Below are 19,287 nucleotides of genomic sequence, written 5' to 3'. Positions count from 1 at the left end.
GCGGGCGGGTCAGATCCGGGCGGGAGCCACTACGCCCCGGCATTCCCCAAAGCCGATGGATACCGCGTTTTCGGCGTGGAAGTGCCCGGTCAGCGACAGCTCGTCCCCATCCTCCAGAAACGTGCGGGTCTCGCCCGTGGGCAGGTCCACCGGCTGTTTGCCGGCACGGGTGATTTCCATCAGCGATCCCTGCGAGCCCTCTTCGGGCCCCGAAATCGTGCCGCTGCCGAGCAGGTCCCCGGTCTGCATCTGGCAGCCGTTGGAGGCGTGGTGCGCCACCATCTGGGCGATGGTCCAGTACATCGCGCTGGCCGGGCCGTGGCTCAGCCGCATCGGGGCAAGGCCCTTTTCGCGCATGGCCGCGCTGCTCAGGAATACTTCCAGATCGAGCGACAGTGCGCCTTCGCGCTGGTCGGTTTCGTCCCAAAGATAGGGCAGGGGCTGCGGATCGCCTTCGGGCCGCGAGGGCTGCGGGCGGCGGAACGGGGCCAGCGCTTCCATCGTCACGATCCATGGAGAGACGGTGGTAAGGAAGTTCTTGGCGAGGAACGGCCCCAACGGCTGGTATTCCCAGGCCTGCACGTCGCGCGCGGACCAGTCGTTGAGCAGGGTGATGCCCGCCACGAGATCGCTGGCCCGGGCAATCGGCACCGGTGTGCCCAGATCGTTGCCGGCCGCCAGCCACACGCCTAGTTCCAGTTCGTAATCCAGCCTCTTGACCGGCCCGAAGGAAGGGGCATCGGCATCGGGCGCCTTGGTCTGGCCTTGCGGACGGATCACGGGCACGCTGCTCGGCCGGATCGTCGAGGCGCGGCCATGGTAGCCGATGGGCACGTGTTTGTAGTTGGGCAGCAGCGGATTGTCCGGGCGGAACAGGCTGCCGATATTGGTGGCGTGGTGAATGCCAACATAAAAATCGGTGTAGTCGCTGACATGCGCGGGCAAGTGCATTGTGGCCTCGGCCATTGGCACCAGCAGCGGTTCCACCTGTTCGCGTTCGGGCGCACCGGTGGCCAGCAGGGCGGAGACACGCCGCCGCAGCGCCTGGCGCGGACCGGCGCCGAGCGCCAGCATGGCGTTGAGCGCCGGGGCCGCTGCTGCACTGGCCGCAGCCATGGCCTCTCCCTCCAACAGGCCGGAGAGGGCGAGCGCGGCAAGGTCGAGAATATTGTTGCCGATGGCGATGCCGCCGCGCGGATCTTCGCCTTCGCGCGAGAACACGCCCAGCGGCAGGTTCTGGATGGGGAAATCGGCATGCGCGTCTGCGCCGGGGACCCAGGATGTGCGCGCCGGGTCGTGGGTTTCGTCGATCATGGCAAGGGCCATGGGGGCAGCCTCTTTGTTTTCTGGTTCGGGGGAAGGCTCCCCTACCGCGTCCGGAGCGATTGGTCACGGGGTGGCGTCCACCGGGCGTTTCTGCATGCGCCTTGCCCAAGCAGAAGCGATGCCGCTAAACACATGTCTATGACAGAGACGACATTGCCCTCGCGCAAGGCATCGCGCCCCAAAGTGAAGCCGACGATCGCGCGCATCCGGGCCTCCGCCCGCAAGGTCTTTTACGACAAGGGTTTCTTCCCCGCGTCGGTGGAGGAAATCGCCGAGAAGGCCGGAGTCAGCCGCGCGACGGTCTATCTCTACTACCGCAGCAAGGACGAGATGCTGCTGGATCTGATGCGGCAGGACCTCGAATACCAGCTGGAGATCTACGCCGAACTGGTGACGGTCAAACGGCTCAGTCTCACGGCGGTGCGCAAGTGGCTGCTGCGCCTGCGCGGAGAGCAGGACGAGCGCCGCAATTCGCTGAACCTGTTCTGGGCGGGCGCCAATCTGCAGACCGATATTCTCGATCCGGTGTTCCGCCATCACGACAATATCATTGCCACGCTGGGGCGGCGCTTTGCCGGTTTCGATCTCGATGCGCTGCCGCGCGCCGCGCGCGAATTGCAGCGCACCAAATGCTACATGATGCTGTTCATGATCGAAGGCACTACCGTGCAGATCACCGAGGACAGTGCGGGCCCCAGCGTGAAGATGGCGATCGATCAACTGGCGCGCAGCCTGCTGCATTTCCTGCAGCATGGTGAAGTGATGACGTCGCCGCCCGAGTGAGGCTGCGCAGCACGGAGAGGACATGACCCCACCTTACGAAAACGCCATTGTCGTCGTCACCGGCGCCTCGACCGGGCTCGGCCGCGCGATTGCCGTGGGCGCTGCCGATCAGGGCGCGCGGGCCGTCATTATCAACTATGCCAGCAACGAAAGCGAAGCACAGGAAACCGCGTGGCAGGTGCGCGCTCTGGGGGCGGAAGCAGTGGCCGTGCGCGGTGATGTGGGCGAAGATGCCGACTGTATCGCGATTGCTGAGGCCGCGGCGCCCTTTGGCCGGATTGACGCGCTGTTCTGCAATGCGGGCAAGACCACGCGCGTGACTGCGCATGCGCATCAGCTCGACAAACTGACGGGAGAGGATTTCCTCGACGTCTACCGCGTCAACGTGGTGGGCACGTTCCAGGCCGTGCGTGCCTGCCGGGCCCTGCTGGAACAGTCGGACCGGGCGGCCGTGGTGGCCACGTCATCGGTTGCGGGAGTGACGGGGAACGGCTCCTCGATTGCCTATTCGGCCTCGAAAGGCGCGCTTAACACGATGGTGTTGACGCTGGCCCGCGGGCTGGCGCCGAAGATTCGTATCAACGCCGTGGCGCCGGGTTTCATGGACACCGTCTGGTTCGACAAGATGGGTCCCCACCGCGACAAGATTCGCGCATCGGTGATCGAGCGCACACCGCTGAAAGCCGCCGCGTCGGCGGAGGATATTGCAGGCACCGCGCTCTATCTGGGCAGCGAGGCCGCGAACCGGGTTACCGGGCAGACACTGGTGGCCGATGCAGGGCTCAGTATGACGGGGGGCTGAGCGCAGGCCCCGTCGTCAGCCCGGTTCGCTCTCATCCTGCGATACAGGCGCCAGTTCGATAGGGTCTGACAGGCGGATGCCGTCGAGCAGGCTGGCGGTGGCATCGCGCACCTGCAGCATCAGCGCGCGGGTGCGGCAGTCCTTTTCGTCGAGGCAGTTCTTGCAGGTTTCGTGTGCGAAGCGGCTGGCGCAGGGCACCAGTGCCAGCGAGCCGCACATCACCCGGATCAGATCGCCATACGTAATATCGATCGGGGGAACCCCCAGCCAGTAACCGCCATCCTTGCCGCGCTGCGAGGCGACCACGCCGAAGCGGGTCAGTTCGGAGAGGATCACGGTCAGGAACTTGGCCGGGATGTTCTGCGTCTGCGCGATTTCCGCGAGCGGCACTGGGCCCTGGCCGTACTTGTCTGCCAGGTGCTGCATGGCCCGGATCGCATAGCGGGTTTTCTGCGAAAGCATGGCAGGAGCAGGTCTCGTGGAACACGTGTTCCGCGCTCCTTGCTCCTGTCACCGCCGCCGCGTCAAGGTGGCTCGGCGGATTTCTCAAGCGATCTGGTAGATACGCTCCACATCGGCCTCGCGGGCCTTGTGTCCGGGCTTCTCCTTGCCCGAGATGGTGGTGCGGTGCATCACCCGGCCTTCGTCGGTATAGGGCACCACACGGTGCATCAGGCCCTGGTTGTTCCAGATGACGAGATCGCCCTCGGTCCAGTTGTGAGTATAGACGAAATCGGGCTGCGCGGCCCATTGCTGCAGCCGGGTGAGCAGCGCGCGGCCGTGCGGTCCGGGCATGCCGACGATCCCGTCCGCATGCGTGCCGAGCAGCAGGGACTTGCGTCCGTCCTCGTGCGTCCAGACCAGCGGCTGTTCCATCACTGCGGCCATCGCCTTGTAGCGCGCGCGGCGTTCCTCGCTGGGGTGGCCGTGGACGGGACGCACGGCGGCTTCCACGCAGTGGATGACCGAGAGATTCTCGATCTCGCGCTTTTCCGCCTCGGGCAGCTTTTCCCAGGCGGCATAGAGATTGGCGAATTCGGTCGCGCCGCCGCTGGCGGACAGATGCCGGGCGGAAAGCACCGTGGCCTTGGGCAGCGGCTGGTCGATGGTAACGCCGTCGATATGCCAGAAGAACGTGCCCAGCACATAGTCCGGCTCGGCATTCAGTTTGCGGTCGAGCGTGATCTTGTACACGTCCGCCGTCTCGGCATCGGAGCCGGGAACCTGCCGGGTGAAATTGACCCGCTCCCCCAGCCTGTCGGTGAAGGCGAGCTGAAGCTCGTCGGACACATTGATCTGCGGAAAGACCAGCACGCCGCGCTTTTCCAGCTCGGCGCGGACGGTCTCGATCGTCTCGTCGTCGAGCAGGTGCTCGGGCGAGACATGGACGATGCCGCCGATCAGCGGCTTTACGGGCTCAACGGTAATAGTCATGCGGCTGCGCTCCTCTCCCAAGGATTATGCTGTACAGGTGAACAGTGCGCGCCTGCGGGCTCCTTGTCCATCGCGGATTTCCGGCATCCGGCGGTTCCGCCGGGGCGTTGCCGGTCAGCGGGCAGGGAGGCGCCGCAGCCAGTGGCAAAGCTGCGCCAGAAGCGAGGGCGCGCGCGCCGGGACAGGGGCGGCGGTTCCCGCCTGTTCCTCGATCCGCGTCTTGAGCTGCTCGGCAAAGCCTTTGGCGAACTTGGGAAGGACGGGGCCGCCCATGGCTTCCCACATCGGCGCCATCGGGCCGGAGCCGCACACTTGCACGGCAAGCTCCACTTGCGTGTGCCCGTTCCCGGCTGGCGAGGCCTCATAGGAACCGCTGCCTTCGACTGGATCGCCTTGCAGGCGGAAGGTGAAGTCCACGCGTTCCGGCCCGGCCCAGCGTTCGACATGGACTGCGACTTTCACCGTGCGCACCAGCCCGCCCACGCCCACCTTGAGCGTCCAGAGGGAATCGTCATCCGAACGGATCTCGCAGGACTGGTAGCCGGGCATGATTTCCGCCCAGCGTTCCACTTCCTGGGCATAGTTCCATGTCGTATCGATGGGGGCGGAGACGGTGACGGTCTGGCGCGTCTCGATCAAAGGCCCAGCCTTTCGGCTTCCCGCGCCAGCAGATCGCTCGGCTGCCCGGCGGCATGGCGGGCGGCGAGCCAGCCGTAAGTCATGCCGCGCGCGTTGGAGATGCCCGATTGCATGACCGCGCCGGTTTCCATGCGCGCCTGCGAATTGCCCGCGACGTAAAGGCCGGGGATCGGCCGGTCATACCAGTCGAGCGCGGCGCCGTGCATGTCGGTGAGGATACCGCTGGAGGTGATGGCAGTGCCGCCCATCCGCTCCAGCCGCACGGCATAGAACGGGCCTTTCTCCAGCGGGCCCAGAACCGGGCAGGGCTGATGGAAGGGATCGCCGCACATCCATGTGCTCCACGGATGCTCGCCGCGCCCGAATTCGGGGTCGATCCCTTGCGTGGCATTGGCATTGAAGGCGGCGACGGTGGCCTCCAGCGCGTCTGCATCGATGCCGGTCTTGTTCGCCAATTCGCGCAAGGTATCCGCCCGTTCGCCCAGCCCCTCGGGCCAGTCGGAGCCCGGCATGACCGAGCCGAACGGGTATTTCTCGCGCACCTGGCTGTCGATCACCGCCCAGCATGGGAAGTTCGGATGCGTCTGGTCCGATCCGTCGATGTGATCGATGGTGTAGTAGAAGCTGCGGTAGAACGCCTCGTTGCCGAAGCGCTTGCCCGCGCGGTTGACGACGATCGTGTGCGGCTGACCGATCACCGGCAGCGCGCTGTTCCACAAGGGGCGCCCGTCCTCCCCCTCCATGCCGGGAATGGTGAAGCCCAGCGACGTGATATCCGGCACACTGGCGACCCGTGCGCCGAGCGGCCCGGCAAGGCGGAAGGCGGCGCCATCGACCGTATCGAACACCATCGAGCCCAGTTCGAGCTGGCGGCTGAGCGTGCGGTTGTAGTCCTGCCTCCGTTCGTAGCTGCTGACGGCGGCCAGCACGCCCTTGCGCGCGCGGACGAAAAAGTCCCTGCCGTCCTTCACCGCGCGCACGCCCGCCACGCGCTCACCATCGGCGATCAGTTCCTCCACGCCGCATTCGGTCAGGATTTCGACGCCGCGGTCGAGCGCGCCTTTCACGAAATAGGCGGCAAGGCCCGGGCCGAGGCAGCGCTCGTCCTGGGTCAGCCGCTCGGCCATCTTCGCGAAGTCCCACTTCACGATATTGGCAGTGCCGCCCGCCTGGAGCATGTCGTGATGGGTCATGCCATAGGGCATCTGCGGCGAGATGCGCGTCTTTGCCTGCCATTCGCCCAAGGAAGCGGCGGGGAAGGGGGCCACTTCCAGCATGCGCCCTTCAGGCACCGCATCGTTGCTGTGGCCGTAGTAGTAATCCGGGCAGTCGCGGATCACTTCCATCTTCAGCCCGATGCGTTCTTCGAAATAGGCCAGCGCCTCGTGGGCATGGGCCACTTTGTTGAGCACGGCGAGATCGCTGCCGTAGCCCATCGAGAGGCGCTGGAGGTAGCGGAAGCCGCTTTCGACGCTGTCCTCCAGCCCAAGTTCGCGTGCATGGTGGTTCGCCGCCACCCAGACCTCGCCCATGGACAGCGCGGTGACGCCGCCCACTTGCGGGGCCTTTTCCAGAACGATCGCATCCAGCCCCAGCTCGCGCGCCGTGATCGCAGCGGAAAGGCCGCCGATCCCCGATCCCACGGCAATGAAATCGGTCTCGGCATCCCAGCCGGACGGCGCGTTGTCGAGCATGTGGCATCCTCTCCCAAGGGTAGGTTCGCGTTCTTGCCTTGTGCCCGGAAGAATCGCGGCCCGCTACCTGTGTAATTAAACACCTTTTCGTTTCAATAGTTTTGTCCCCTCTTCTTTTGGGAAAATAATTCGCATGATAGGGGGTTGTATAGCACCCACGTTGTTTCAATGTGGACGCTGGCCAAAAGGCCGAGACCCGGGAAGCGGGGGCCGGAACGGATTCTGTCCGGGGTGCCCGGAACCACAAACCGGGCAATCCGTTATCCCAGGCAACGAACACACATTTTGGAGAAGAGCCCATGACGTTTCTGCTTGTTCTGATCGTCGGAGGGATCATCGGCTGGCTGGCTTCGATCCTGATGCGTACCGATGCGCAGCAGGGAATATTCCTCAACATCGTCGTCGGTATCGTTGGATCGCTGATCGCCGGTTTTCTGGTCACGCCGCTGTTGGGCGGGGCACCGATTACCAGCGGCTCGTTCGATATCCTCTCGTTGCTGACCTCGTTCCTGGGCGCGGTGATTCTGCTCGCCCTGGTCAACCTGTTCCGCCGCGGTTCGGTACGCTGAACCACGGCTTGCCGGGCGTCACCCCCCGCCCCGGCAGCGCGCAGGGGCGGCAGCAGCTCTGCTGCCCTTGCGCGCGACCGCAGGAAATGCGGCCAAAAAAATCATGAAAATGAAGCCTTCAAGCGGTTGAATTGTAGAAGGGGACACCAGACATAGGCGCGTAAGTCATCTCAAGCGCCGGACAGCTTTCCTCCCGCCGGTGCTTTTCACGCGTTCGCAAACCAAAACAGGAATCTTGCCATGACCATTGCCCTGATGCCGTTGCCTTACGCCCAGGATGCGCTTGAACCGCACATCTCCGCCAAGACGCTCGAAATTCACCATGGCGCGCACCACAAGACTTACGTCGACAAGCTCAATGCCGCCATCGAAGGCACCGAGAATGCAGGCAAGTCGGTGGAAGAGATCGCGAAGTCCGCTTCGGGCGGTCTCTTCAACAATGCGGCACAGACCTACAACCACGGTTTCTACTGGCACTCGCTGAGCGGCGAAAAGACCGCGCCGAGCGAAAGCCTGGCGGCTGCCATCACCAACGATTTCGGCTCGATGGATGCGCTGCTCGAAGCGCTGACCAACGAAGCGGTGAACCACTTCGCCAGCGGCTGGGCCTGGCTCGTCGTCGACGGCGGCAAGCTCAAGGTCATCTCGACCCACGATGCGGCCACCGCGATCACGTCGGACGTGAACCCGCTGCTGACGATCGACGTGTGGGAGCACGCCTACTACATCGATCAGATGAACAAGCGCCCGGCCTATGTGAAGGCGGTGCTCGAAAACCTCATCAACTGGAAGTTCGCCTCGGACAACTTCGAGCGCGGCACGGCCTGGACCTACCCGGCCTGATCCGGCTTCCGGTTCACCGGATTTGAGAAAACCCCCGTTTCCGGCAAGGAAGCGGGGGTTTTTTCTTGGCGTCCGGGCGCCTGTTATGTTGGTCTTCCGGCGGAATGCCGGCCCTCTCTATGCGAGCGCAATCCCGTAAGCATAGAATTGCTCATCGCGTGTCCATCCTGCGTCTTCATACACCCTCTGCGCGGTAGTGTTGCCGATCGCTGTGGAAAGCGAGAGACGCACCGCGCCAATCCGGTTTCCATAGTCACGGGCGGCGTCGAGCAGCGCCCGGCCAACCCCTCGCTTTCGGGCATCGGAGGCTACGAAGAGGTCGTTGAGGATCAAAGTCCGGGCAAGCCTCGTGGATGAGAACGCTGGATACAGTTGCGTAAATCCAAGCGCTTCCCCGTCTTCGATTGCCATGAGGATGATGGATTGCTGGTGTTCGAAGCGCTCTTTCAAAAAAGATCGAGCCGCGCCGATGTCCGAAGGCTGCTTGTAGAATTGACGGTAGGCATCGAACAAAGGCACCAAGAGGTCGATATCCCAAACGGAAGCCAAACGGACGTTCACGGCAAACTCCTTCAAATTTGCAGGGCGCATTGAATGATGGTGCTTCGCACGGCAAGTCCATGGACAGCCCCTATCGCCGGTTTTCGAATGTCTGCTCACCCAGCATTCCGAATATCCGGCAGGCTCCTGGGACTGCGCTGAAAACCGTCCGTCCAATCTGCCGCGATTGAAGTCTTCCCTTCCGCGGCATCTGGGGCTTTCTCAGGGATTGTGCACCTGCGAACAAGCTGCCATCCCCTCCGCCCGGTAACGAGGGAATGCAAGGCAGGGGGCAATTTCGTGAATCGCGGATGGGTTACGCTGGCGCTGGTTGTGGGCAGTACGATCGTCGGGCTGATGGGCACGGACCTTGTTCTGCCCGCCGTGCCCCGCATGCCTGAGGCGCTGGGCGGCGATCCGGCACAGGCACAGCTCGTGCTGGCGGCTTATGTCGGCGGTTCGTGCCTTGGCCTGTTCGGATACGGCGTGCTGGGCGACCGGGTGGCGACGCCGCACCTGTTCATTGGTTCACTATTTGCCACGGCGCTGCTTTCGCTGGCCTGCTCGCTGGCGCCATCGATGGAAGCGCTGATCGCCTTGCGCGCGGTACAAGGCATGGTGGCCGCCGCTCCTGCCGTCTTTGCCCCCGGTATCGTCAATGCCATGTTCGATGAGGAAAACGCGGTGCGTGCGATTGGCGTGCTGGGCAGCATCGAATCGCTTGCGCCCGCGCTTGCGCCCGTTGCCGGTGCGGCGTTGCTGGCGATCGGTGGCTGGCAGCTCAATTTCGATGTCATGGCGGCAACGGCAGCGGTGCTCGGGGTGCTGCTGCTGGCTTTGGGCGGCGTGCCGCAAGTGCGCCGCCGGGGGAAGGGCAGTTTCATGGCCCTGCTGCGTGATCCTGTGTTCCTGCGCTATGCGCTGAGCCAGGCGCTGGTGCTGGGCGGGTTGCTGGTCTTCGTTTTCGGCATGCCCACCGTCTTCGTGCGCGTTCACGGCGGCACGCTGACCGACTTCATCGTGATGCAGGTCTGCGGCATCGCCACATTCATGATCGCGGCCAATTCCGCTACACGGGCAGTACGGCGCTATGGTGCGGAGCAGGTGATTGCCGCGGGAACAGGGATCGCGGCGGCGGGCGCGCTGGCGCAGTTCCTCTATGCGCTGGCGGGGGGCAGCTCGGCACTGGTGATCACGGTGTTATTCGTGCCGGTCAATACCGGGCTGGGATTGCGCGGGCCGCCGGGCTTCTTCCGCGCTATCCTTGCCTCGCACGGGGACGACGCCCGGGGGAGCGCGCTGGTGATCCTGTTCGTGCTGGGCGCGGCGGCGGCAGGCACGGCGCTGGTTTCGCCGTGGATCGAGCATGGGACTGTCCCGGTCGCGGGTGCGGCGCTCGCGTTCCATGCGATTTCGGCCATGTGCCTGATACTGCTGCCGAAGCTGAAGGCAGAGGCCTGACGCGCCCGCCTTGGGGGAGCGCTCAGCCGGTCCGTGCGCTCAGGGCTTGCGGTTCCCCGTCGAGGATCCGCGCCAGGTCCGCCCGGGCACGGGCGACTCGGCTTTTCATGGTGCCGACCGGGCATCCGGCGATTTCGGCCGCTTCCTCATAGCTGAAACCGGAGGCCCCGATCAGCAGCACCGCCTCGCGGCGTTCGGCGGCGAGCTGGTGCAGTGCCTGCTCCATATCGCCGAGGTGGAGCGGCGCTTCCTGATCGGCGTCCATCACCAGCATGCGCTCCGCCGCGCCTTCGTCCAGGTCGGTCTGGCGCTTGTTCCGGCGCAGTTCGGACAAGTAGTGGTTGCGCAGGATCGCAAAGGTCCACGCGCGCATGTTGGTGCCGGCCTGATAGCGCTCCCGCGCGGTCCAGGCTTTCACTGCGGTTTCCTGCACCAGATCGTCGGCGAAGTCGGCCCGTCCGCACAGCCCGCGGGCAAAGGCGCGCAAGTGGGGCAGGACGGAGAGCAATTCCTGGCGAAAGCTCTCGTCGGTCTGGCTGGGCTTGATCCGTTCAGGCATCGTCGCTGTCATCCAGCTTTTTCAGGAGATCCTGAAAGCTGTCCGGCAGCGGCTCTTCTACGACGGAGTTGTAGAGCTTTCTCAACCCCGACGCCCAGCCCGGCTCGCCGTCCTTGGGCGGCGTCTCGATGCCGGGCGGCAGGCCCTGCACTTTCCCGGCTGGCCCAGATCCATTGGGTCGATTCAACACAAGCTCCCTTTCGCCGGCTACCCTGCTGAGAGATAGGGGGCCGGTCAAGTCCGTTGCGGGTGCCCTCCGCAGCGAGGAGGGCGTCCATGCCCTTTTGGCGGTATGACAATGCCGCCACTGTCCGATCGTGGAACAATTGGCAGCGTGCAAGGTTCCCCCGGATGCAAAGTGTTGCCATAGGGGGCGCGGACATGTGGGATCGTAAACCGGCCGCGTCAGGAGACTGGAAAGTGTGGGGTGATTGATCAGGCGCTTCTGGACCGGGTGCAGAAGCAGTCGTGGTTCCACAAATATCCACGCGGCTGGCCGTTTCTGCTGTTCGTCATCGCCAGCATCACCACGGCCGTATCGGTCATGGCGATAGAGCGGGCGGACCGCAAGACGCGTGAGGTCGAGCTCGATCGCAACCTGACCGAGATCGCATCGGCCCTGCAGCGGCGCGTGACCGAGAATATTGCCCTGCTGCGCGCAGGAGCGGCTCTGTTCGCAACGCAACAGGAAGTGACGGGCCACCAGTTCAGTGAGTTTGCCGACGACCTGCAGGGTGACGGCAAGCTCTACGGTTCGCTGGGCATGGGCTGGGCCCCGCTGGTTCCGGCCGAGGGGCTTGCCGATTTCGAGGATGCCATCCACGATGCGGGCCGGCCCGATTTTCTGACATACCCCTATCCGCGCCACGATGCGGAATACACGACGCCGATCGTGTTCCTGCAGCCCTCAACGGCCAAGAACCGCCGCGCGATCGGCTATGACATGTTCTCCGAACCGGTGCGCCGCGCGGCCATGCAAAAGGCGATGAAGCTGGGGCGCCCGGTTGCTTCGGGGAAAGTCCATCTGGTTCAGGACAAGAGCGATCCCGATGCCGCGGGTTTTCTTATCTACATGCCGGTGGAAACCAATGAGGGCGGGCGCCAGCATGTGAAGGGCTTCGTCTACAGCCCTTTCCGGGCGGACAATTTCCTCAACTCCGCAGGCGAACTCTATCGCAACAACCGCATCGAGGTGTCGATTTACGACGGTCATGTTGGGCGGGACACATTGCTGGCTGAGCAGCAGGCGGAGGGCGTGACCGGCTCGACCATGGAACGGCGCATCGACGTGGGCAATCATTCCTGGGTCGTGCAGGTCAGCGACAAGAAAGGCAGCGTCCTGTCCGCGCTTTCGCGGATCACGCTGTTCTTCGGCGCTCTGGCGTCGCTGATGGTCATGGCGATCGGGCGGCTTATCACCAAGCGCGCGGCGGAGGACCGCCGGGTGCTGGAATGGCTGACCAACCAGGCCTCGATCCGCAATTCACTGACGCGCGAGCTGAACCACCGCGTCAAGAACACGCTGGCCAACGTGCTGTCGATTGCTGCTCTGACCCGGCGCCGGGCGAAGAATATAGACGATTTCACCGAGAGCCTGACAGCGCGGATCCGGGCGCTTTCGGCGACGCACGATCTGCTGTCCCAGTCCGACTGGCGGCATGCCGCGATCGGCGACATCGTGCGCTCGGAGCTGGCACCCTACATGGGCGGGCATGAGAGCCACGTTGAAATGTCCGGCCCCGATATCAAGCTGGCACCCAACGATGCGATGTCGCTGGGGCTGGCGATTCACGAGCTGGCGACGAATGCCGCCAAGTACGGCGCGCTCAGCACGATCGAGGGGCGCATTCATATCCACTGGGTTCTGCTGTCGGCGGAACTGGCCGAAATCCACTGGCGGGAAGAGGGCGGGCCGCCTGTCGTCGAGCCGGACAAGCGGGGCTTCGGGCGCGATCTGATCGAGAAGATCGTCGCGCACGAGCTCAAGTCCGATGTCGATCTCCAGTTCAATCCGGGGGGCGTGGAATGCTGCCTCAAGGTACCGGTGCGGGCCGCGCGTGAGTTTGCTCTGCGCGCGGAAAAAGACGCAAAAGACCTGTTATCGTGAGCGCCGCCGGGGGCAGCTGCGGGAGGGCTTCGCGTTCGCTCAGGCGATTGGCCTGCGGTTAAGCGTAAATACTTATATTCCTCTTGCATGTACGCAAATGATGCAATGCGAAAAGAGCGGTGGGGGCCGTTGAACGTTACGTGATCTAGGAGCGAATAGCCAATGGCGTCCCCCCCACGCATTGCCGAGTGGCTGAACGAGGTCGACAACATTGCCCTCTCGTCGACCGTAGCATCTCCAGATGCGGAAGCCGGTTACGTCCGTGCGATGGGTAAGCTGATGCGCATGCGGCCGGAAGGCCTCGGCGGTGCCAGCCTCACGGCCACCGGCGAAGCCGAAATCCTGCGCGCTGTGATGGCGGGTGCCTGTGAAACGGCGGCGCTGCGGCTGTTGCCTTACGAGGCACGGGTCATGACCTCCGCATCCGGTGCGGGGCATCACATGGCTACGGTGCGGCAGCGCGGTCAGCACCGCGAATCGACATCGTCGGGCGGCACTTTCGCACTGGCGCTGGTGAGCGCTCTCGCCCTCTCGATCGTCGATCACTATTACGAACTGGCGGGAACGCTGCCCAACTGACCCGGCAGGAGCCGGACTCCTCAGTTCATCGGCTTGCTTGATCCGAAGAATAGCGCCTGGCTGATTGCGGCCCGCACTGTCACTTCCTGGAACGGCTTGGTGACAAGATAGGTGGGCTCCGGCCGTTCGCCGGTCAGCAGGCGTTCGGGATAGGCGGTGATGAAGATCACCGGCACATCGCCGAACTTCAGCAGATCTTCCACCGCATCGATACCGGAACTGCCGTCTGCAAGCTGGATATCGGCGAGGACGAGGCCCGCGGGCGAGCGCTCGAAGATGTCCAGCGCCTGCGTGCGGGTGGCGGCCGTGCCGACGACGCTGTGGCCAAGATCGCCGACGAGCCCTTCGAGCTGCATCGAGATCAGCGGTTCGTCTTCGATGATGAGGACCTTGGTCTTGCTCTCGTTCTCAATTTCGGCAATCGCATGGGCCACCAGCGCATCGGCGTCTTCGGGGGAGACGCCGAGGATCTGCGCGGTTTCCTCACGCGTAAATTCCTCCACGGTGGACAGCAGCAGGGCCTGGCGATGGGCCGGCGCGATCGTGGAGAGGCGGGTCTGCGCGGCCTCTTCGTGCGTCCGGCTGCCGTTCTCCGGCAGTGGCGGTTCAATATGGCCGCTTGTCCAGATGCGGGTGAAGGCGGCGTAGAGTGCAGCACGGCTGTGCGCGATTTCGTCGCGCAGGACCCGGTCGGCCAGCGCGGCTTCCAGGGTGGCCCGAACGTAAGCGTCGCCCGAATGCTGGGAGCCGGTCAGCGCGCGGGCATAGCGGCGCAGATAGGGCAGTTGACGGGCGATCTGGTCTGAGACGGACATGGATATTCCTCTGGCCTTTGGGGCTGGCAGTGCAGGCAATCTGAGCGGTTTCGCAGCCCCTGTATAGAGTCTGACTCGGTGGAAAAGGCAGGGCAGCCTGAAAATTTTTTGAACGTTTCATCTTTTCCGGGAACCAGTTCCGTTTCTCCACGTTTGCCCAGTATCACCACTGGCTCCCCCACCCCACCCCACCCCCGCAACCAGTGGTGAACCGTTCCCGGAAGCCTCCGGCCGCCAACAGGCGGCCGGAGGCTTCAAGGTTTCAGGAGCCCGGTTGTTCCCGCAGGGGCATGAAATCTCTGGGGCAGGCGGGTGCTCTGTCCACGCAAGCACAATATTTCTGCCAGCGTTTTTTGCCGGAATTCCTGCGGTTTTCATGGTCTTGCCATCGCCGCATCGCCACCGGCGGGGAACTTTTCCGGCGCGAAGGGCGTTAAGGCAGGACTGGTTAGAATGGAGGGTAACGCATGACCGCAGCATCCGAGGCTGAAGCGCAGACCAAGCCTGCGCCTGCCGGCAAGGCGCTGAGCGACCGGAAATTCAAGCAGGCCCTTGCCGACGTTGCGCCGCATCTGCGCGCTTTCGCCCGGGGCCTTTGCGGCGACCGCGACCGGGCCGACGATCTTGCCCAGGAAGCCATGTTGCGCGCCTGGGCCGCGCGGGACCGCTATATGGCGGGCACCAATTTCAAGGCCTGGACTTTCACGATCCTGCGCAACCACTTCTACAGTGAAGCGCGCCGGGCGCGGTTCCATGGCGAATATGATGAACTGGCGGCCGAGCGCATCCTGTGCGCCGATGCGGGCCAGGAAAGCGCCATAGAACTGGCCGACGTGATCCGCGCGCTCACTGCGATTCCGGAAAGCTATCGCGAGGCGCTCGTGCTCGTTGCGGCGGGCAATCTTTCGTATGAGGAGATCGCCGAGATCTGCGGGGTTGCGCTGGGGACGGTGAAGAGCCGCATTTGCCGCGCACGCGCGATGCTGGCCAATGTTATCGATTCGGGCCAGCTTCCCGATTTCCGGCACAATTTCGTTCTCAAGGGAGAGGCGATCGAGGCCTTCTTCGGCGAGTTGAGCAAGATTGCAAACTATGAGGGCGGCGCCAGATACGCCGCCTGACAGGACAGGGAATTGGTGCCTTGGGGGCAGCGATGATGGAAGGCAGAGGGAAAGTCCTCATCGTTGAGGATGAATTCCTGCTGGCCTTGCAACTGGAAGATATTCTCGCCGGAGGAGGGCATGCGGTGGTGGGCACCGCGCCCGACCTCGCATCGCTGGACAGCTTGGACGAAGCGCCGGATGTGGCGCTTGTCGATCTCAATTTGCGCGATGGCCTCACCGGACCGGTGGCGGCGCGCCAGCTTGCAGGGCAGTTCGGCGCCCGGGTGATCTACGTGACGGCCAACCCCGGGCAGATTGGCACACCGGCTGATACGGCGGTGGGGGTCGTCCAGAAGCCATTTACCCGTCAGTCCATCCTCGCGGCGATCGCCTATGTCCTGTCCGGGTGCCCGGATGCGAGCCGTCCGGCCGATCTGGAACCACTGCATTGACGCGCCGCAGCCCCGGGGTGATGCGGCGAATGATCCCGCCAGGCGTGCGAAGATCGGGTTGAGGCGAGGGAACCGGGCCTGTTCCCGCGGGGTTACTGGCCTAGCTTCGCAAACGCCTCTGCCGGGAAAATCGCCTATGCCGTATGCCTTGCCGCAATATGCCTCGCCGCAATCAGGCCGGTCCCATACCCGTCTCACCGCGGTTGACACATCAGCCTCCGATAGGCCTGAAAGCGGGTTGCTTGCCGCGCTTCGGCCTCAGGAGCAGGCTCTGCTGGCGCGATATTGCACCGATTGCCAGCTTGATTCAGGGACAGAGATCTACCGGCGTGGCGACACTGTCGAGTACTGTTATCTGCCGGCAGGACCGGCGTTGTGCTGCTATTTCGTCGAATTGGATGACGGCACGGAGATCGAAGCCATGCTGATCGGGCGCGAAGGGGCGCTGGGCGGCGTGGCCAGCCAAGGGGTGATGTCTGCCTATGCCCGGGCCGGTGTGCTGCAGGGCGGGATGTTCCAGCGGATAGCGCTGCGCGATCTTGAAGCGGCCAAGCGCGTCTCCCCGGCCATAGCGGGCCTGTTCGCCCGCTATGCCGATTGCATGATGGCACAAATGTTCCAGTCGATCGCGTGCAACGCCGCCCATTCCATCGAACAGCGTGCGGCCAAGTGGCTGGAGGCGGCTGTCCAGCGAACGGGTGGCAACAGTGTGACTATGACGCAGGAACAGCTCGCCGCGATGATGGGCATTGGCCGCAGTTATGCCAGCCGGGTGCTGCAGGGATTTAAGCGCGAGGGGCTGCTGCGCACACGCCGGGGCGGTATCGAAGTGCTTGACCGGCGCGGCCTGCAAAGCCGGGCCTGCGCATGTAACCGCAAGGTTTCTGCGCATTTCGGCCAAGCGCTGGGCGGAGTCTATACCGCGGCTTGAAGCCCGTGTCCGCAGCCCGCGTTTGGGCCGGTTGCCTTGAAAGTGTCACTGCAAAGACGTGAAACCGCCATCGGATTTGCGCGATACTGCCATGAACGGCCGTTAGCACCGCTCCGCTAACCACTAACGCGGGCCCCAGACCATGACCGGCATTCTTCCTCCCAACGGCTATACCGACGGTGACGTCGACACCAATCCGACTACGCAGATCTCGCTCGAAGCCCTGGCTGAGGCGCGGTATTCCCGCCGCCAGGCACTGCTTCGCGGGGCCGGTGCCACCACCATGGCCGTGCTGGGCACGGGCGTTATTGCCGCCTGCGACGATAAGGATATTTCCAATTCCACGCTGGTGGTTTCGGCCGGAGACAATGCCGCGACCAGCGCTGGCCGCGTCGTCGTGCTGACGGGCTCGGTCACGGCGGGTGACAACACCACGGTGAGTTCCTCCGCCTGGGCGCAGAACAGCGGCCCGGATGTCGAGCTGACTGTTGACGGCCTTACCGCCACGTTCATCGCGCCCGCCGTAGAGACCGCCACGGACCTGACGTTCGGCTTTGCCGCCAGCAATGCGGACGGAGAAGGCGCCAGCGCCACCACGACCATTCGCGTTTCGCCTGCGGCCCTCGGCTTCACGGCCGTTGCGCATAGCCTGGAAGACATCGCGGTGGTTCCGGCGGGCTATTCGGTCACGGTCATGACGCGTCTGGGCGATCCGCTCGCGGCGGGCGTTTCGGCCTATGCCAACGACGGCACCGATGGCAACTTTGCCCAGCGTATCGGCGACCATGGCGACGCGCTGCACTTCTTTGGCCTGTCGGCTGCCGGTTCGCGGGACGACAGCAGCTCGGCGCGCGGCCTCATGGTGCAGAACCACGAGAACCTGAGCACCCAGTACCTGCACCCCAATGGCCCGACCAATGTTTCCACCGGCCCGCGCCCGGCCGATGAGGCAAAGAAGGAAATCGAGGCGCACGGCGTTTCGGTCTCTGAATATCTGGACGGCGGCGACCGCACCTGGTCCTATGTGGCGGACAGCAGCTTCAACCGCCGTATCACGCCGATGACGCCGATGACGATCCGTGGCCCCGCTGCCGGTTCGGCCATGCTCGTTACGGCCTATTCGAGCACCGGCGATGCCGGGCGCGGCACCATCAACAACTGCGCCAACGGCATTTCCGGCTGGGCCACGAACCTCACTTGCGAGGAAAACTGGGCCGGTTACTTCCGACGTGACGCCGCTGACGATGCGCTGCGCACGGGCAGCGAGCTGCGGGCGCTGGCCCGCTATGGCGTCACCAGCCGCACCGGCAACTACGCCTGGTCCACGGTCGCCTCGACCGATGCGATGTATCAGAAGTGGAACGCGACGATCTCCGGCGCGAGCGCGGCAGACGACTACCGTTACGAGCCTAACCAGTATGGCTGGGTGGTTGAGATCGATCCTTACAATCCCGCTTCGGCCCCGCGCAAGCGCACCGCGCTCGGCCGCTGCGGCCATGAGGGTGCTTTCACGCGCATCGCGGAAGGCCAGCCGGTCGGCGTCTACATGGGCGACGACAGCCGCGGCGAGTATCTCTACAAGTACGTTTCGAACGCCGCGTTCGATGCCGCCGATGCCGATGCCAGCGATCGCCTGGCCGTGGGCGACAAATACCTCGACAACGGCACGCTCTACGTCGCCAGGTTCAATGAGGACGGCACCGGCGAGTGGCTGCCGCTGACCTTCGGCCAGGTTCCGAACCTGCCCGCTACCGGCACCTATCCCGAATATGTCTTCGCCGATCAGGCGGACATCCTCATCAACACCCGTCTTGCCGCCGACGCGCTGGGCGCCACGCCGATGGACCGTCCGGAATGGACGGCGGGCAATCCGGTGACGGGCGAAATCTACCTTACGCTGACCAACAGCAACGCCTCGAAGCGCCCGCTGAACGGTACCGATGCGGCTAATCCGCGTCACTATGGCGATCCGAAGCTCTCGGGCTCGACCAGCTATGGCAACCCCAACGGCCATATCATCCGCCTGCGCGAGGATGGCGACAGCACCGCTGCCACCACTTTCGCCTGGGATATCTACCTGTTCGGCGCGGATGCCACGGACTACCCGGCGGATGCCAATGTCAACGTCTCGGGCCTTACCACCAGCAACGACTTTTCGAGCCCGGATGGCCTCTACTTCTCGCGCGACACCAACCCGGCGGGCGAGATCAACCCGGTGCTGTGGATCGAGACCGACGACGGTGCCCTGACCGACCGCACCAACTGCATGCTGCTTGCCGCTCTGCCGGGCCATGTCGGTGACGGCGGCGCGAAGACGCTGACCAACAGGGACTCGAACGGCGCCACCGCACAACAGGCGACGTTCGCCGGTGCCGCCGCGACGGCTGCCAGCCTGCGCCGCTTTCTGGTCGGCCCGGTTCAGTGTGAAATCACCGGCATCGATATGACGCCGGACGGCCGCACGCTGTTCGTGGGCATCCAGCACCCGGGCGAACGCGGCAATGCCGCTGCGCCGACCAGCCACTGGCCTGACAGCCAGGGCGGTTCGGCCGCCGCCACCGTGCGTCCGCGCTCGGCGATCATTGCGATCACCAAGGACGACGGCGGCATCATCGGCCTTTAAGTCCGATCTTCCCTCGGGAAGAATGCG

The 19,287-nt window shown here is 64.3% G+C and carries 20 protein-coding genes; 11 read left to right on the top strand and 9 right to left on the bottom strand.

Features of this window, described 5'->3' with window-relative positions; translation table 11 throughout:
• Positions 1-9: 9 nt before the first annotated feature.
• Positions 10-1,326 carry a fumarylacetoacetase gene (gene fahA, locus MTR66_RS01680; RefSeq protein ID WP_243917351.1) on the bottom strand — a complete coding sequence of 439 codons (1,317 nt, stop codon included), beginning with the start codon at positions 1,324-1,326 and terminating at the stop codon, positions 10-12.
• Positions 1,327-1,464: 138 nt separating this feature from the next.
• Here fahA and MTR66_RS01675 point away from each other — a divergent pair, with 138 nt between their 5' ends.
• Both MTR66_RS01675 and MTR66_RS01670 read left to right on the top strand, forming a co-directional pair.
• Entirely contained in the window at positions 1,465-2,109 is a 645-nt protein-coding gene (locus tag MTR66_RS01675) for a TetR/AcrR family transcriptional regulator (RefSeq protein WP_243917349.1), read from the top strand.
• A gap of 22 nt (positions 2,110-2,131) precedes the next feature.
• On the top strand, positions 2,132-2,911 hold the full coding sequence (locus tag MTR66_RS01670) for an SDR family NAD(P)-dependent oxidoreductase (protein ID WP_243917347.1): 780 nt from the start codon (positions 2,132-2,134) through the stop codon (positions 2,909-2,911).
• A 15-nt stretch (positions 2,912-2,926) separates the two neighbouring features.
• Here the strand turns inward: MTR66_RS01670 and MTR66_RS01665 are convergent, their stop codons facing one another.
• From MTR66_RS01665 to MTR66_RS01650, 4 genes are all read right to left on the bottom strand, one after another.
• Complete coding sequence (locus MTR66_RS01665; RefSeq protein ID WP_243917345.1) at positions 2,927-3,373, bottom strand: RrF2 family transcriptional regulator; 447 nt, start codon at positions 3,371-3,373, stop codon at positions 2,927-2,929.
• Positions 3,374-3,457: 84 nt separating this feature from the next.
• Entirely contained in the window at positions 3,458-4,345 is an 888-nt protein-coding gene (locus tag MTR66_RS01660; protein ID WP_243917343.1) for a TauD/TfdA dioxygenase family protein, read from the bottom strand.
• 114 nt (positions 4,346-4,459) lie between these two features.
• On the bottom strand, positions 4,460-4,984 hold the full coding sequence (locus MTR66_RS01655; protein WP_243917341.1) for a CoxG family protein: 525 nt from the start codon (positions 4,982-4,984) through the stop codon (positions 4,460-4,462).
• The gene (locus tag MTR66_RS01650; RefSeq protein WP_243917339.1) at positions 4,981-6,678 is read right to left on the bottom strand and encodes an FAD-dependent oxidoreductase; all 1,698 of its coding nucleotides are present in this window, start codon (positions 6,676-6,678) and stop codon (positions 4,981-4,983) included. The genes MTR66_RS01655 and MTR66_RS01650 overlap by 4 nt, the downstream gene beginning before the upstream one ends.
• Positions 6,679-6,977: 299 nt before the next feature.
• On the opposite strand from MTR66_RS01650, the gene MTR66_RS01645 reads away from it, so the two are divergent.
• Together MTR66_RS01645 and MTR66_RS01640 are read left to right on the top strand one after the other, a co-directional pair.
• Positions 6,978-7,247, top strand: coding sequence for a GlsB/YeaQ/YmgE family stress response membrane protein (locus tag MTR66_RS01645; protein WP_243917337.1), 270 nt, complete (start codon positions 6,978-6,980; stop codon positions 7,245-7,247).
• Positions 7,248-7,487: 240 nt separating this feature from the next.
• On the top strand, positions 7,488-8,090 hold the full coding sequence (locus MTR66_RS01640) for a superoxide dismutase (protein WP_243917335.1): 603 nt from the start codon (positions 7,488-7,490) through the stop codon (positions 8,088-8,090).
• 117 nt (positions 8,091-8,207) lie between these two features.
• Here MTR66_RS01640 and MTR66_RS01635 read toward each other — a convergent pair whose 3' ends face one another.
• Positions 8,208-8,651: a GNAT family N-acetyltransferase gene (locus MTR66_RS01635; RefSeq protein ID WP_243917333.1), complete on the bottom strand. Its 444-nt coding sequence runs from the start codon at positions 8,649-8,651 to the stop codon at positions 8,208-8,210.
• Positions 8,652-8,930: 279 nt separating this feature from the next.
• Between MTR66_RS01635 and MTR66_RS01630 the strand changes: the two genes are divergently transcribed.
• Complete coding sequence (locus MTR66_RS01630; protein ID WP_243917331.1) at positions 8,931-10,091, top strand: MFS transporter; 1,161 nt, start codon at positions 8,931-8,933, stop codon at positions 10,089-10,091.
• Positions 10,092-10,113: 22 nt separating this feature from the next.
• Here MTR66_RS01630 and MTR66_RS01625 read toward each other — a convergent pair whose 3' ends face one another.
• Positions 10,114-10,650 carry a sigma-70 family RNA polymerase sigma factor gene (locus MTR66_RS01625; protein WP_243917329.1) on the bottom strand — a complete coding sequence of 179 codons (537 nt, stop codon included), beginning with the start codon at positions 10,648-10,650 and terminating at the stop codon, positions 10,114-10,116.
• Complete coding sequence (locus MTR66_RS01620; RefSeq protein WP_327194465.1) at positions 10,643-10,837, bottom strand: NepR family anti-sigma factor; 195 nt, start codon at positions 10,835-10,837, stop codon at positions 10,643-10,645. Before MTR66_RS01620 ends, MTR66_RS01625 begins: the two co-directional genes overlap by 8 nt.
• Before the next feature lie 240 nt (positions 10,838-11,077).
• Here MTR66_RS01620 and MTR66_RS01615 point away from each other — a divergent pair, with 240 nt between their 5' ends.
• Together MTR66_RS01615 and MTR66_RS01610 are read left to right on the top strand one after the other, a co-directional pair.
• Positions 11,078-12,757, top strand: a complete 1,680-nt coding sequence (locus MTR66_RS01615) for a CHASE domain-containing protein (RefSeq protein WP_243917326.1) — start codon at positions 11,078-11,080, stop codon at positions 12,755-12,757.
• Between the two features lie 162 nt (positions 12,758-12,919).
• Positions 12,920-13,336 (top strand): hypothetical protein, encoded by a 417-nt coding sequence (locus MTR66_RS01610; protein WP_243917324.1) that lies wholly within the window; start codon positions 12,920-12,922, stop codon positions 13,334-13,336.
• A gap of 20 nt (positions 13,337-13,356) precedes the next feature.
• Here MTR66_RS01610 and MTR66_RS01605 read toward each other — a convergent pair whose 3' ends face one another.
• Positions 13,357-14,151, bottom strand: a complete 795-nt coding sequence (locus MTR66_RS01605; RefSeq protein ID WP_243917322.1) for a response regulator — start codon at positions 14,149-14,151, stop codon at positions 13,357-13,359.
• 467 nt (positions 14,152-14,618) lie between these two features.
• Here MTR66_RS01605 and MTR66_RS01600 point away from each other — a divergent pair, with 467 nt between their 5' ends.
• The 4 genes from MTR66_RS01600 to MTR66_RS01585 all read left to right on the top strand — a co-directional run bounded on the left by MTR66_RS01600 (position 14,619) and on the right by MTR66_RS01585 (position 19,260).
• A complete protein-coding gene (locus MTR66_RS01600; RefSeq protein WP_243917320.1) occupies positions 14,619-15,272 on the top strand; it encodes a sigma-70 family RNA polymerase sigma factor in 654 nt (217 codons plus the stop codon).
• A 32-nt stretch (positions 15,273-15,304) separates the two neighbouring features.
• Positions 15,305-15,706 (top strand): response regulator, encoded by a 402-nt coding sequence (locus MTR66_RS01595; RefSeq protein ID WP_243917318.1) that lies wholly within the window; start codon positions 15,305-15,307, stop codon positions 15,704-15,706.
• A 394-nt stretch (positions 15,707-16,100) separates the two neighbouring features.
• Positions 16,101-16,637, top strand: coding sequence for a Crp/Fnr family transcriptional regulator (locus MTR66_RS01590; protein WP_243917316.1), 537 nt, complete (start codon positions 16,101-16,103; stop codon positions 16,635-16,637).
• Between the two features lie 142 nt (positions 16,638-16,779).
• Positions 16,780-19,260, top strand: coding sequence for a PhoX family protein (locus tag MTR66_RS01585; RefSeq protein WP_243917314.1), 2,481 nt, complete (start codon positions 16,780-16,782; stop codon positions 19,258-19,260).
• Positions 19,261-19,287 lie beyond the last annotated feature (27 nt).

It is taken from the genome of Novosphingobium beihaiense (genome assembly GCF_022832375.1).
Lineage (GTDB): Bacteria > Pseudomonadota > Alphaproteobacteria > Sphingomonadales > Sphingomonadaceae > Novosphingobium > Novosphingobium beihaiensis.
The sequence above is the reverse complement of the archived record's forward strand: the minus strand, read 5'-3'. Positions and strand labels throughout refer to the sequence as shown.

What these genes read in the sequence shown, in the direction of transcription:
- fahA (WP_243917351.1), bottom strand. Translation starts at nt 1,326, where the DNA reads ATGGCCCTTGCCATGATCGACGAAACCCACGACCCGGCGCGCACATCC.
- MTR66_RS01675 (WP_243917349.1), top strand. Translation starts at nt 1,465, where the DNA reads ATGACAGAGACGACATTGCCCTCGCGCAAGGCATCGCGCCCCAAAGTG.
- MTR66_RS01670 (WP_243917347.1), top strand. Translation starts at nt 2,132, where the DNA reads ATGACCCCACCTTACGAAAACGCCATTGTCGTCGTCACCGGCGCCTCG.
- MTR66_RS01665 (WP_243917345.1), bottom strand. Translation starts at nt 3,373, where the DNA reads ATGCTTTCGCAGAAAACCCGCTATGCGATCCGGGCCATGCAGCACCTG.
- MTR66_RS01660 (WP_243917343.1), bottom strand. Translation starts at nt 4,345, where the DNA reads ATGACTATTACCGTTGAGCCCGTAAAGCCGCTGATCGGCGGCATCGTC.
- MTR66_RS01650 (WP_243917339.1), bottom strand. Translation starts at nt 6,678, where the DNA reads ATGCTCGACAACGCGCCGTCCGGCTGGGATGCCGAGACCGATTTCATT.
- MTR66_RS01645 (WP_243917337.1), top strand. Translation starts at nt 6,978, where the DNA reads ATGACGTTTCTGCTTGTTCTGATCGTCGGAGGGATCATCGGCTGGCTG.
- MTR66_RS01640 (WP_243917335.1), top strand. Translation starts at nt 7,488, where the DNA reads ATGACCATTGCCCTGATGCCGTTGCCTTACGCCCAGGATGCGCTTGAA.
- MTR66_RS01625 (WP_243917329.1), bottom strand. Translation starts at nt 10,650, where the DNA reads ATGCCTGAACGGATCAAGCCCAGCCAGACCGACGAGAGCTTTCGCCAG.
- MTR66_RS01610 (WP_243917324.1), top strand. Translation starts at nt 12,920, where the DNA reads ATGGCGTCCCCCCCACGCATTGCCGAGTGGCTGAACGAGGTCGACAAC.
- MTR66_RS01605 (WP_243917322.1), bottom strand. Translation starts at nt 14,151, where the DNA reads ATGTCCGTCTCAGACCAGATCGCCCGTCAACTGCCCTATCTGCGCCGC.
- MTR66_RS01600 (WP_243917320.1), top strand. Translation starts at nt 14,619, where the DNA reads ATGACCGCAGCATCCGAGGCTGAAGCGCAGACCAAGCCTGCGCCTGCC.
- MTR66_RS01595 (WP_243917318.1), top strand. Translation starts at nt 15,305, where the DNA reads ATGATGGAAGGCAGAGGGAAAGTCCTCATCGTTGAGGATGAATTCCTG.
- MTR66_RS01585 (WP_243917314.1), top strand. Translation starts at nt 16,780, where the DNA reads ATGACCGGCATTCTTCCTCCCAACGGCTATACCGACGGTGACGTCGAC.